Genomic DNA, 12,806 nt, shown 5'->3' with positions numbered 1-12,806 from the left:
GCAGCCGGACCCGGTCGGCGCCCTCGACGCCGCGCACGGCGTCCGCGCCGAGCCGGCCGGCGAGCCCGGCGCGGACGGTGACCGCGTACGGCAGGCTCCCGCTGTACCAGTCCGCCGCGACGGTGTCGCCGAGCGGGCCGATCACGGCGACCGTACGCGGCGCGTCCAGCGGCAGCAGGCCGTCGCCGTTCTTCAGCAGCACGATCGCGGCGCGCGCCGCCTCCCGGGCGAGCCGCTGGTGCTCGGTGCGGTTGACGACGTCTGCGGTGGTCGCCGCGTACGGGTTGAGCTCGGCCGGGTCGAACTCGCCGAGCCGGAACCGGATCGCCAGGTTGTGCCGGACCGCGGTGTCCACGTCGGACTCGGTGAGCAGCCCGCGATCGAGGGCCTCGTGCAGCAGGCCGACGGTGGTGTGCGGATCCTCGGTGAAGCAGTCCACCCCGGCCCGCAGTGCCGCGGCGAAGCCGGAGGCGTGGTCGGGCAGGTAGCGCTGGTCGCCGGCCAGGTTCGTGCAGGCGCCGGCGTCGCCGACCACCAGCACGTCGTCGTCGGTCCACCCGCGCAGCTCGGCGGCGAGCAGCGGGCTCAGGTGGGCGGGCCGGCCGTTGACCAGGTTGTAGGACGCCATGACCGCGACGGCGGCACCGGCGGCGATCGGCGCGCGGAACGCGGGCAGTTCGTACTCGTGCAGCACCCGCGGCGGCAGGTCGCTGGAGGTCAGGTGCCGGTCTGTCTCGTTGTTGTAGCCGAGGAAGTGCTTGAGCGTCGGCGCGGTCCGCAGGTAGCGGGGATGGTCGCCGCGCAGGCCGGCCGCGTACGCGGTGCCGAGCACCCCGGTGAGCCACGGGTCCTCGGAGTAGCCCTCCTCGTTGCGCCCCCAGCGCGGATCGCGCAGCGGGTTGACCACCGGCGCCCAGACGTTGAGCCCGGTCCGCACGGGGTCCTTGTGGTGCAGCCCGCGCACCTCGTCGCCGACCGCCGCGCCGATCCGGCGCAGCAGGTCCGGGTCCCAGGTGCTGCCGAGGCCGACCGATTGCGGGAAGACGGTGGCCTCGCCGAGCCAGGCGACGCCGTGCAGCGCCTCGGTGCCGGTGCGGAACGGCCCGACGCCGAGGCGGGGCACCGCGGCCTGGTGCTGGTGCAGCAGGCCCACCTTCTCGGCCAGGGTCAGCCGGTTGAGCAGGTCCGCCACCCGGTCGGGCAGCGGCGCGCCGGGGTCCTCGAAGGTGCGGCGGGCCGTGTCGTTCATGGCGGGTGCTCTCCTGACGGCGGTACAGTCGAAGCGCTTCGATGACGAGGCCGAAAAGGCTCCGCCGGGTGCGTTACGCACGCGTTACGGCGGAGCCCTTCGAGGTTGACACCCTGCATCGATCCCGGTCAAGAGAAACACTTAGATTCATCGATGTCCGCTCAGGCGGGCGCGGGCAGGTACCCGGCCTCCAGGCGGTCCAGGGCCAGCATCGCGCCGCCCGTCGCCGCGGCGTCCGCGGCCAGGGCGGAGACCGCGACCCGGAAGCCGGGCTCGCCGGGCGCGGCCGTGCGGGACTTCACCTCCGCCTCCACCGCGGGCAGCAGCCAGGGCGCCAGCGTCGCGAACGTGCCGCCGAGCACGACGACGCTCGGGTCCAGCAGCTCGGCGAGCGTCGAGACGCCGCGGCCCAGCAGCCGGCCGGTCTCGGCCAGGACCTCGGTGACCCGGGCGTCGCCCGCGCGGGCCAGCGCGATGATCCGCTCGAGCTCGGGCGCGTAGTCGGTGATCGGGCCGTCCGCCTCGGTGTCGGGCAGCGCCCGGCGCACCAGGGCCGGCAGCCCCGCGACCGCCTCCAGGCAGCCGCGCCGCCCGCACCGGCAGGCCGGGCCGTCGCAGTCGACCTGCAGGTGACCCGCCTGCCCGGCGAAGCCGCGCCCGCCGCGCAGCAGCCGCCCCTCGGAGATGATCCCGGCGTCCACGCCGGTGCCGCCGACGAGGCTGATCAGGTCGGGCGTGTCGGCCTCGGCGCCGGCCCGGTATTCCGCCAGGGCGGCCAGGTTGGCGGCGTTGTCGACCACCACCCGGTAGTCCGGGCGGCGCAGGCCGCGTTCGAGGGCGGCGCCGAGGTCCAGGTCGGGCCGGCCGAGATGGGCCGGGAACCGGACGCCGCCGTCGGCGCCGACCAGGCCCGGCACCGCGACGGTCAGCCCGAGCACCCGGCGCTGCTGCCCGGTCATCTTCGCGACCACCCGCCCGGCGAGGGCCGCGATCGCGGCCTCGGCCCGGCCGGGCGCGCCGTCCAGCCCCGGGTACGCCCGGCGCCAGGTCAGCAGCCGCTCCCCGGTGAGGTCGACGGCCACCACCGCGAGATGGTCGGCGGCGACCTCGAGGCCCACCGCCGCGTACGGGCGGCTCTGCAGGGTCAGCATCGCCGCGGGGCGGCCGATCCGGTTCTCCGCCAGGCCGGTGTCGCGCAGCAGCTGCCGCTCCAGCAGGTCGGCGACCAGGCTGGAGACCGTCGCCTTGTTGAGCCCCGTGGACGCGGCGATGTCCGCCCGCGAGCACGGCGCGTGGGTGCGTACGTACCTGAGTACCACCGCCAGATTCGTCATTCTCACGTCGGACAAGTCCGCCGGCTGCGTCATGCCGCGCGTACCGATCACGTCAGTCCTGCCTCCCGCCGCCGGCGTCCCCGGGCTGGCCCGTCCATCATGCCGTACCACGTTGCGCGGGCACGGTCATGTCTTGTGGGCCTCCACCACCGTCGGCTAGTTTGTTTGGCTACAAGCCAAACAAACTCTAGCGGGAAGCAGTCGGTCCCGTCGACCGTTTATGAGGAGCACGCCGTGACGACACCTCCGGGTCCGTCCGCCGATCGCCGGACCTTTCTGAGCCTGCTCGGCCTGGGCGCCGCCGCAGTGGCCGGAGGCGGGGTGCTCGCCGGCTGCGGCGACAAGGCCACCCGCGGCGGCACCACCCAGGAGCTGGACAAGCTCGCCGCCGTCCTGCCCGAGCAGCGACCGCTCGCCGTCAGCGTCCCCAAGCCGGACATCCTCGGCACCCGCCCGGTCGCCGACGGCTACACCAGGTTCCCGGCCCAGCTCGTCGACGCCGTCGCCGGCAAGCCGGGCACCGGCGGCCCGGCCATCCGGGCGATGACCCCGGTCTGGGGACCCGCGCCGCCCGCCGGCGCCAGCAACGCCTACCTGACCGCGGTCAACGCCGAGCTCGGCACCCCGGTGGAGTTCAGCACGCAGGACGGCCTCACCTACGCGGAGAAGCTGGGCGCGGTCCTCGGCGCCCGCGACGTGCCGGACCTGCTCTGCGTGCCGGGCTGGGAGGTGTCCAAGCTGGCCCGCTTCGGCGACGCGGTGCGGGCCAACTTCGAGGACCTCACGCCGTACCTGTCCGGTGCCGCGGTGGCGGCTTATCCGATGCTCGGCACCTTCCCCGCCGGGGCGTGGCGCCACTCCTGCTGGAACGAGCGGCTGATGTCGGTGCCGAACCCGACCGACGGCCCGTTCCCGTGGGCGCTGTTCTACCGCAAGGACCTGCTCACCAAGGCCGGGATCGCCGTGCCGGCGACCATCGAGGAGCTGTACGAGGCCGGCAGGAAGGCCACCGACCCGGGCAAGGGCGTCTGGGCCTTCACCGACATCTTCGCGATGGTGCAGATGTTCTACAAGGTGCCCGGCTCCAAGGACGGCTGGCGGCTCAAGGCCGACGGCACCCCCGAGTTCAAGTACGAGACGCCGGAGTACAAGGCCGCCGCCGAGTTCATGAGCCGGCTCTACAAGGCCGGCCTGGTGCACCCGGACATCGTGGCCAGCAAGGGCGCCGACGCGCAGCAGCTGCTGAAGAGCGGCAAGGTCATGTTCCATCAGGACGGCATCGGCATGTGGCAGCCGATGCAGGCCGAGCAGCAGAAGGTGACGCCCGGCTTCGAGGTGCAGCCGGTCCCGCTCTTCTCCGCCACCGGCGGCAGCCCGCTGGCCTGGGGCGACGACGAGCCGATCTCCTACACGTTCATCAAGAAGGGGCTCGGCAAGGCGCGGGTGGAGGAGATCCTGCGGATCATCAACTGGTGCTCCGCGCCGTTCGGCACGGCCGAGTTCGACCTGCGCGAGTACGGCGTGGCCGGCAAGCACCACACCCGCGGCGCCGACGGCCCGGTCAAGACCGAGCTCGGCTTCAAGGAGATCCAGAACCAGTACTTCTTCATCAGCGGCCGCAGCCCCGTCGTGCAGCCGTACCCGCAGACGCCGCAGTACGTGTCGCAGCTGCTCGCGTACTCGAACGAGACCGTGAAGAACCTCGAGAAGGACCCGTGGCTGGGCCTGAAGTTCGAGATGCCGGCGAAGTACAAGGCCGGCATGCAGCCGACCGAGGACAAGATGACCGACATCGTCCGGGGCCGGCGCCCCGCGAGCGACATCGACGTGGTGGTCAAGGAGTGGCGTGCCGCGGGCGGTGACGAGGCCCGCCAGCTGCTCGCCTCGGCGCTGGCCGACTCCGGTCGATGAGCGAGGTGATCGCCGCCGACCCGGCACCCCCGGCGGATACCCCGGCACCGGACGAACCCCCGCCGCCGGTCCGGCCGGTGCCGTTCCGGCGGCGGCGCTCGCCGCTGCGCGCCCGGCTGCGGCGCGACTGGCCGCTGCTGGTCATGGTCGCGCCGGGCGTCCTGCTCCTGGCGGTCTTCCACTACCTGCCGGCCCTCGGCAACGTGGTCGCCTTCCAGGACTACAACCCCTACCTCGGCGACGGCGCCCTGTCTGCGCTGGTCGCCAGCCCGTTCATCGGCCTCGGGAACTTCCGGGAGCTCTTCTCCGACCCGGCGTTCTGGGACGCCTTCTGGAACACCCTGGCCATCACGGCTTTCCAGCTGGTCTTCTTCTTCCCGCTGCCGATCGCCCTGGCCATCCTGCTCGACAGCATCATGTCCGGCCGGCTGCGCGGCTTCGTGCAGACCGTCGTCTACCTGCCGCACTTCTTCAGCTGGGTGCTGGTGGTGACGTTCTTCGTGCAGATGCTCGGCGGCGCCGGGCTGCTCTCCCAGGAACTGCGCGACGCCGGGATCACGCCGCCTGCGATCATGACCAACCCGCACACCTTCATCGTCCTGGTCACCGCGGAGTCGGTCTGGAAGGACCTCGGCTGGGGCACCATCGTCTTCCTCGCCGCGCTCGCGGCGGTCGACCCCAACCTGTACGAGGCGTCGGCCGTCGACGGCGCCGGCCGCGGGCGCCGGCTGTGGCACATCACCCTGCCCGCGCTGCGGCCGGTCATCGTGCTGCTGCTGATCCTGCGGCTCGGCGACGCGCTGTCGGTCGGCTTCGAGCAGTTCCTGCTGCAGCGCGACGCGGTCGGCCGGCAGGCCGCCGAGGTGCTCGACACGTTCGTCTACCACCACGCCATCGCCACCGGCGACTACGGCTTCGGCGCGGCCGCCGGCCTCTTCAAGGCCCTGGTCGGGCTGGTGCTGATCCTCGCCGCCAACAAGCTCGCCCACCTCCTGGGCGAGCGGGGGGTGTACTCGCGCACATGACCACGATGACGCCCCGCCGCCGGCATCCGGCCCGGCCGGCCTGGGAGGAGGAGCCCGGCGTCGCGACGCGGGCCGCCAAGGGCACCGTGCTCACGCTCGTCGTACTCGCCGTGCTGGTGCCGCTCTGGGTGGTGCTGCTGACCAGCGTGTCGTCGCGGGAGTCCATCAACGACGCCGGCGGGCTGGTCGTGGTGCCGCGCAAGCTGGACCTCTCCGCGTACGCGATCATCTTTTCGGGTGGTCAGATCAGCAAGGCGCTGCTGGTGAGCACGCTGGTCACGGTGGCCGGCACGGCGCTGAGCCTGGTGGTGACCGTGCTGGCGGCGTACGGGCTGTCCCGGCCGGGGTCGCTCCTGCAGCGCGGGCTGCTCTTCTACTTCCTGCTGACCTTCCTGATCTACCCCGGGCTGGTGCCGCAGTACCTGGTCGTCACCGGGCTCGGCCTCAAGGACAGCCTCTGGGCGCTGATCCTGCCGAGCGCGGTCAGCGTCTTCAACCTGGTGGTGGTCCGCGCCTTCTTCCAGAACATCCCGGGCGAGCTGCTCGACAGCGCCCGGATCGACGGCGCGGGGGAGTTCCGGATCCTGTGGCAGATCGTGCTGCCGCTGTCCAAGGCGGTGATCGCGGTGGTCGGGCTCTTCTACGCGGTCGGCTACTGGAACACCTGGTTCAACGCGCTGCTCTACATCGACGACAACGAGAAGTTCCCGATCCAGCGGGTCCTGCAGGGCTACATCCTGGCCGGGCAGGCGCCGCAGACCTCGGGCACGGTCAGCGTCGCGCTGCCGCCGGCGCTCGCCATCAAGATGGCCGTGGTGGTGGTGACCGTGCTGCCGATCGCGCTGGTCTACCCCTTCATCCAGCGCCACTTCACCCGCGGCGTCATCGTGGGTGCGGTCAAGGGCTGACCCGGACGGCCCGCACCCGGTGCGGCCGCCCGGCCGTCAGCTCCACCGGTGGCGACGGGGCGCCGCCGATCAGCATCCCGGGCGGGGCGCCCACCGTCAGCCGCACGTCGCGCCGGGCCGTCAGCACCGCCTCCACCCGGTCCGGTGCCCAGGAAAGCTCGGAGAGCAGCACGGCGTCGCGGGCCGCCAGCCCCGTCACCCGCCCCCTCGGCCACCGCGCCGGCAGCGCCGGCAGCAGGTCCAGCCGGCCGTGCGCCGAGCGCAGCAGCATCGCCGCGACGACCGCCGGCAGGCCGCCCGCGATGTCCACGTTGAAGATCGCGTCGCGGTTGTGCGTCGGCACCAGGCTCGGGCGCCAGTAGCGGCCCGCCATCCGCTCCACCGTCGCGTACGCCTCGTCGGCCATGCCGAGCGCGGCCGCGGCCAGCCCGAGCTGTGCCAGCCCGTACGCCATCTCGTCCGCCTCCGCGCCCAGCCACCACGCCAGCCGGCTGCGCACGGTCGCCATCGCCGCCGCGCGCAGCCGGGCGTCGCCGGTGATGAGCGGGTCCGGCTCGTACCACAGCGGCCAGAGGTGTGACGCGTGCCGGTGTGCCGGCTGGTCGTCCAGGTCCGGGTGGCACCACTCGGCGAGCAGGCCGCCCGCGACCCGGTATCCGGGCAGCGCGCCGAGCAGCGCCCGCCAGCGCGGCGCGTCCGGGTCCGCCAGGTTCAGCTCGGCGGCGGCCCGCAGCAGGTTCGTCAGCAGGTCGCGGACGACCGCCACGTCCATGGTCGCGTCGACGCAGGCCTGCGAGCCGGTGCCGGCCGGGGCGTTCTCGGGGGAGTACGACGGGCTGAACCTCGCCGTGCCGTCGCGGATCTGGACGAAGTCGAGGTAGAACTCGGCGGACTCGCGCAGGAACGGCCACGCCCGGTGCCGCAGGAAGTCGCGGTCCCCGGTGTAGCGCCAGTAGTCGAAGTAGAGCCGGCTCATCCAGGCCGCGCCGGCCGTCCAGAACGTCTGGCACCAGCGCGGGCCGAAGTGGTTCTGCCGCCCGTGCGCCGACAGGTGCAGCGGGGTCAGCAGGCCGCGGGCGCCGTAGAGCCGGTGGGCGTTGTGGCGCAGGTCGTCGCGGACGGACTCGAGCAGGTCGAAGACCGGCAGCAGCAGCTCCGGCGTGCCGGTCGGCAGCAGCGCGGCGACCGCGGCCGGCAGGTTGCCGTCGAGCGTGTAACCGCTGGACCAGGCCGGCGTCCAGGTGCCGCTCCACACGCCCTGCAGGGTCGGCGGCAGGTCGCCGGTGCTGCTGACGATCGCGTACCGGCCGGCGTCGAACAGCCGCTCGACCAGCGCCGGCCCGACCGGCGCGGCCATCAGCGCGGTGGTGGGCGCCGCCCGCGCGGCGCGGCCGGCGCCGAGATCCACCCTTACCCGGCCCATCAGCTCGCCGTGCACGGCGCGGTGCGCGGCCAGCAGGGCCTCGAAGTCCTCCGGTACGGCGGGATCGGCGTCGCCGGGCAGCAGCGTGCGGATGGCGAGCACGGCATCGGAGCGCACCTCGCACCCGTCGACGTCGCCGGACAGCACCCGGCAGCGCACCCGGTGGCCGGCCTCGGCCGCGCCGTACCCGACGGACAGCGTGAGGCCGTCCGCGCCGACCGCGAGGCGGCCGGTCACCGGGATCGGCGGGGTGCCCTCGATCAGGCCCAGGTTCAGGGTCCCGCGGAAGCCGCCGGGCGCCGACAGCCGCACCACTATCGCGTCCGCCGGCCGGGAGGCGAAGACCCGCAGCTCGCCGCCCGCCCAGCGGTGCTCGACCAGCCCGGAGCCGAGATCGACGTCCCACGAGCCGGCGCCCGGCCGCCGGGCCGGCCCCGACCCCGGCCGCACGGTGAGTGTCGCGGCGCCGACCAGGGGATCGATCCAGACCGTCTCCGCGTACCGGGGCTCGCCGGCCGCCGCCTGCTCGCAGACCGCCTCGGCGGCCTCGGCGTACCGCCCCCGGTCGAGCAGCTCGCGCAGCCGGGGCAGGATGGCGGCCGTGTCCGGCGCGTCCAGCGGCGGACCCGTCGGCAGGAAGAGCCGTTCGTGGGAGACGGTCAGCCGGATCGCGTCCGGGCCACCCCAGCACAGGGCGCCTTGCCGGCCGTTGCCGGTCACCAGCGCCTGCTCCCAATTGACAGCGTCCCGCACCGGCCCTAGTTTGGCTGGATTCCCAACAAACTACAAGGAGCGGGATGCCGCGGCTGCTGTACGGCGGTGACTACAACCCGGAGCAGTGGCCCGAGGAGGTGCTGGCGCAGGACGTCGAGCTGATGCGGCGGGCCCGGGTGAACCTGGCCACCGTCGGGGTGTTCGCCTGGTCCAGGCTGGAGCCCGCACCCGGCGAGTACGAGTTCGGGTGGCTCGACGACGTGCTCGATCGCCTCGCGGGCAACGGGATCTCGGTCGCCCTTGCCACACCGACCGCGCAGCCACCGCCGTGGTTCGGCCTCGCGCACCCCGAGGCGCTGCCGGTCACCGCCGAGGGCGTGCGGCTCAGCCACGGCAGCCGCGACACCTACTGCGGGAGCGCGCCGGCGTACCGCGCGGCCGCCCTGCGGATCGCGACCGCGCTCGCCGGCCGCTACCGCGGCCATCCCGCCCTCGCGATGTGGCACGTGCACAACGAGTACAGCTCCACCTGCCACTGCGACCTCGCCGCCGAGGCGTTCCGCGGCTGGCTGCGCGCCCGCTACGGCGGCCTCGACGCGCTCAACGACGCCTGGACCACCGCGTTCTGGAGCCAGGGGTACGGAGACTGGGCGCAGATCCAGCCGCCCCGCGCGACCCGCTACCTGCCGAACCCCGCCCAGGTGCTGGACTTCCGGCGCTTCACCTCCGACGAGCTGCTCGCGGCGTACACCGCGCAGCGCGACGTGCTGCGGGCCGCGACCCCCGGCGTGCCGGTCACCACGAACTTCGTGCTGGGTGGCTGGGTGCCGGTTGACCACGCCCGCTGGGCGCGCGAGGTGGACCTGGTCGCCATCGACCACTACCCGGGCGACCCGGGTGCCGGCGCGGAGCAGGAGGCGGCCTTCGCCGCGGACCTGGCCCGCGGCTGGGCCCGGCACAGCGCCGGCGGCCCTGGCTGGCTGCTGATGGAGACGGCGCCGAACCTGATCTACACGGCCGACCGGATGCACACCAAGGAGCCGGGCCGGATGGCGCGGCAGAGCCTCGCGGCGATCGCCCGGGGCTCGCAGGGTGCGCTGTTCTTCCAGTGGCGGGCGCCGCGCGGCGGGGCCGAGCTCTTCCACTCGGCGCTGGTGCCGCACGCCGGGCCGGACAGCCGGGTGTTCCGGGAGGCGGTCGCGCTGGGCGGGCAACTGGATCGGATCGCGGAGTGCGCGGCTGGCGCGGTGCGGGCCCGGGTGGCGGTCGCCTACGACGAGCCGTCGGCGTGGGCGTTGCAGGCGCCGGGCCTGCCGTCGTCGCGGCTCGACCACCTCGGCGAGGCGCGGCACGCTCACGGCGCGCTGTGGCGGCGGGGCGTCGTCGCCGACGTCATCGGCACGCTGGGCGGGCTCGACGCGTACGCGATGATCGTGCTGCCGGGGCACTATCTGATGTCGGACGATCAGGCCGGGGCCCTGCGGTCTTGGGTGGCCGCGGGCGGCCGGCTCGTCGCGACGTTCCTCAGCGGCGTCGCCGACGAGTGCGGCAGGGTCCGGACCGGCGGCTACCCCGGCGCGCTGCGCGACCTGCTCGGGGTCCGGGTGGAGGAGTTCCACCCCCTCGCCCCGGACGATCGCGTCGCACTCCACACGGACGCGGGCGGCGGCCCGCGATGCCCGGCTGTGGACGGCGAACCGCGACGCTCGGTTATGGGCGGCGAGCTGTGGAGCGAGACCGTGCACCTCGCCGGGGCGGAGGCCGTCGCCCGCTATGCCGGCGGCGTGCTCGACGGCCGGCCCGCGATCACCCGGCACGCCGTGGGCGACGGAGTGGCCTGGTATGTGTCGACCCGTCTCGACGCGGACGGCTACGCCCGCCTGCTCGGCGCGGTGGCGGCGTCGGCGGGCGCCGGCCCGGAATGCGGCGACCTGCCGTGCGGCGTGGAGGCGGTCCGGCGGCACGACGGCGCGAGGTCCTGGCTGTTCCTGCTGAACCACACCGGCGCCGCCCACGACGTGCCGGCCGCCGGGGTCGACCTGCTGAGCGGGGCGGCCGTGGCCGGCACGCTCAGGCTTACGGCGGGCGGCGCCGCGGTCGTCCAGGAGTTGCCGACCGCGGCGCCGGGCTTCAGCCGGTGACCGAGAACGAGTTGGTGATGAAGTCCCGGCCGCCGGACGACGAGGTGATCTCGTAGCCTAGCTGGACGTTGCCGATGGTCACGTCGCCGAACCAGCCCCGGGCCCGGATCCACTGGGCGATCGCCCTGATGTCGACGGTGCCGGCGCTGGTGTTGCCGGTCCGCACGAACGAGTAGACCTGGTTGGCGCCGTTCGAGCCGCGGTAGACGGCCCAGGTGTGCCCGCCGACCGAGGCGGTCGTCTGCAGGCTGCCGAGCGGGCCGACCGCGCCGTACCTGTTCATCCACAGCATGATCTCGTGCGCGTTGTCGGACGACCAGATGTCGTACGCGGTGGTGAAGGCGGCGCCGCTGGTGGGCACGGTGACGTTGAAGCTGCTCGTGGTGGTGCCGAGCGCGCTGACCCGCTTGCCGAGGTAACGGGTGGCGTTGGGGTAGGCCTTGATGCCGCCGGTGTTCGGGTGGTTCGCCCACACGCCCCAGTTCGAGGCCGAGTTGGCCCAGATCGTCTGTGGACCGTAGCCCGAGCCCCAGACGTTGTTGTAGAGCGTGTATCCGTTGCTGGACCAGGTGCCCCACCGGTCCGTCGAGGACCAGACCGCGGCCCGGGCGGGCGCCGCGACCAGCGCCAGGGCGGCGGTGACCAGCGCGGCCGCGCACATGGCGGCGATCACCCGCGGTGAACGTCTCATGAGCTCTCCTTCACGAAGGGGTGCACGAGGAGAAGTTAGTTTGAATGCCCAACTAAGTCAAACGACGAATGTCGATGTTAAACGCTGGTTCTGTGAGCGCTCCCAGACCGCATCGGCGTGTTTGAGCAGGAACTTTAACTTACACGCAACATCTTTACTTCGCGGTGAACGTCCGTCTACTGTGAGCGCTCCCAGCATCGAGCCGAATCGATCGACAGGCGGTCGCGCATGTTCCCTCGTGAAATCCGTAAGCGGATCGGCGCGGTCGGCGCCGTCCTCGTCGTCGCCGCGGGAGCCGCGGCCGTGGCGGTGCCCTCCGAAGCGCAGGCGTCCACGCTGTCCATGCGCGGCGCCGACGTCTCCACGCTCCAGCGGGCCGTGGAGCTCGGCGCGAAGTACTACACGGCCGCGGGCGCCGTCGCCGACCCGCTCGACATCCTCAAGTCCGCCGGGGTCAACTACGTCCGGCTGCGGGTCTGGAACAACCCGCGCAGCGGTTACAACAACGCCGCCAAGGTGCTGGCGTACGCGAAGACGGTCAAGGCCAAGGGCTTCAAGCTGCTTGTCGACTTCCACTACTCCGACACCTGGGCCGACCCGGGGAAGCAGGCGAAGCCGGCGGCGTGGTCGAGCCACGGCATCTCCGCGCTGACCACGGACGTCTACGACTACACCTACGGCGTCTGCAACAGCCTCAAGGCGCAGGGCACGACGCCGGACAGCGTGCAGATCGGCAACGAGATCAACGTCGGCATGCTGTGGAACGACGGCAAGGTGGTCAACAACGACTTCACCGACCTGAGCCTGCTGCTCAAGGCCGGCTACAACGCCACCAAGGCCTGCAACTCCTCGACCCAGGTCGTCATACACACCGCCAACTCCGACAGCGACGCGCACGCCCGCTGGTTCTACGACGGGATCCGGGCCAGGGGCGTCGCCTGGGACGTCACCGCGCTGTCCTACTACTGCAACTGGCACGGCACGATGGCCAACATGACCTCGGTCGTCGCGGACATGATCTCCCGCTACGGCAAGCCGGCGATCCTGGCCGAGACCGCCGCGCCGTTCACCCTGAACAACGCGGACGGCACCGGCAACAGCATCAACACGGCCTGCTCCGGGTACGCGGCGACCTGGAACGGGCAGGGCGCGGCGTTCACGGCGGTGCAGAACGCGGCCAAGGCGGGCGGCGCCGTCGGCGTCTTCTACTGGGAGCCGACCTGGACCGCGGTGCCCGGCAACGGCTGGGACCCGGCGAACATCGCGTCCTCCGGCGACGGCTGGGACAACATGGCCGTCTTCAACTGGACGAACGTCTTCAACGGCGCGGTGAAATGGATCAGCTGAACGGCACCCGGACCGGCCGCGCACCCGAGGGGGGGCGGGCCGGCGGGCCGGCAGGCGACGGCG

9 protein-coding genes are annotated in these 12,806 nt (G+C 73.0%); 5 read left to right on the top strand and 4 right to left on the bottom strand.

The window, feature by feature from the left end; translation table 11 throughout:
• The coding region (locus AB0F10_RS39680; protein WP_360637838.1) for a glycoside hydrolase family 3 N-terminal domain-containing protein at positions 1–1,249 on the bottom strand (1,249 nt) is incomplete at its 3' end.
• Between the two features lie 161 nt (positions 1,250–1,410).
• A complete protein-coding gene (locus AB0F10_RS39675; RefSeq protein WP_360637835.1) occupies positions 1,411–2,583 on the bottom strand; it encodes an ROK family transcriptional regulator in 1,173 nt (390 codons plus the stop codon).
• A 234-nt stretch (positions 2,584–2,817) separates the two neighbouring features.
• Here AB0F10_RS39675 and AB0F10_RS39670 point away from each other — a divergent pair, with 234 nt between their 5' ends.
• The 3 genes from AB0F10_RS39670 to AB0F10_RS39660 all read left to right on the top strand — a co-directional run bounded on the left by AB0F10_RS39670 (position 2,818) and on the right by AB0F10_RS39660 (position 6,427).
• Complete coding sequence (locus AB0F10_RS39670) at positions 2,818–4,494, top strand: extracellular solute-binding protein (RefSeq protein ID WP_360637832.1); 1,677 nt, start codon at positions 2,818–2,820, stop codon at positions 4,492–4,494.
• Positions 4,495–4,637: 143 nt separating this feature from the next.
• Complete coding sequence (locus tag AB0F10_RS39665) at positions 4,638–5,519, top strand: ABC transporter permease subunit (RefSeq protein WP_360637841.1); 882 nt, start codon at positions 4,638–4,640, stop codon at positions 5,517–5,519.
• The gene (locus AB0F10_RS39660; RefSeq protein ID WP_360637829.1) at positions 5,516–6,427 is read left to right on the top strand and encodes a carbohydrate ABC transporter permease; all 912 of its coding nucleotides are present in this window, start codon (positions 5,516–5,518) and stop codon (positions 6,425–6,427) included. The genes AB0F10_RS39665 and AB0F10_RS39660 overlap by 4 nt, the downstream gene beginning before the upstream one ends.
• Here the strand turns inward: AB0F10_RS39660 and AB0F10_RS39655 are convergent.
• Entirely contained in the window at positions 6,417–8,603 is a 2,187-nt protein-coding gene (locus AB0F10_RS39655; protein WP_360637826.1) for a glycosyl hydrolase family 95 catalytic domain-containing protein, read from the bottom strand. The genes AB0F10_RS39660 and AB0F10_RS39655 overlap by 11 nt on opposite strands.
• A 44-nt stretch (positions 8,604–8,647) precedes the next feature.
• Between AB0F10_RS39655 and AB0F10_RS39650 the strand changes: the two genes are divergently transcribed.
• Positions 8,648–10,705 carry a beta-galactosidase gene (locus tag AB0F10_RS39650; protein ID WP_360637823.1) on the top strand — a complete coding sequence of 686 codons (2,058 nt, stop codon included), beginning with the start codon at positions 8,648–8,650 and terminating at the stop codon, positions 10,703–10,705.
• Here AB0F10_RS39650 and AB0F10_RS39645 read toward each other — a convergent pair.
• On the bottom strand, positions 10,695–11,396 hold the full coding sequence (locus AB0F10_RS39645) for a GH12 family glycosyl hydrolase domain-containing protein (protein WP_360637820.1): 702 nt from the start codon (positions 11,394–11,396) through the stop codon (positions 10,695–10,697). The two genes, AB0F10_RS39650 and AB0F10_RS39645, sit on opposite strands and share 11 nt — an antisense overlap.
• A 228-nt stretch (positions 11,397–11,624) precedes the next feature.
• Here AB0F10_RS39645 and AB0F10_RS39640 point away from each other — a divergent pair, with 228 nt between their 5' ends.
• Complete coding sequence (locus AB0F10_RS39640; RefSeq protein ID WP_360637817.1) at positions 11,625–12,743, top strand: glycosyl hydrolase 53 family protein; 1,119 nt, start codon at positions 11,625–11,627, stop codon at positions 12,741–12,743.
• Positions 12,744–12,806: the final 63 nt, after the last annotated feature.

It is taken from the genome of Actinoplanes sp. NPDC026623 (assembly GCF_040638275.1).
GTDB lineage: Bacteria > Actinomycetota > Actinomycetes > Mycobacteriales > Micromonosporaceae > Actinoplanes.
Note: the sequence above shows the minus strand (reverse complement) of the source record. Positions and strands in the feature narration are given on the sequence as shown.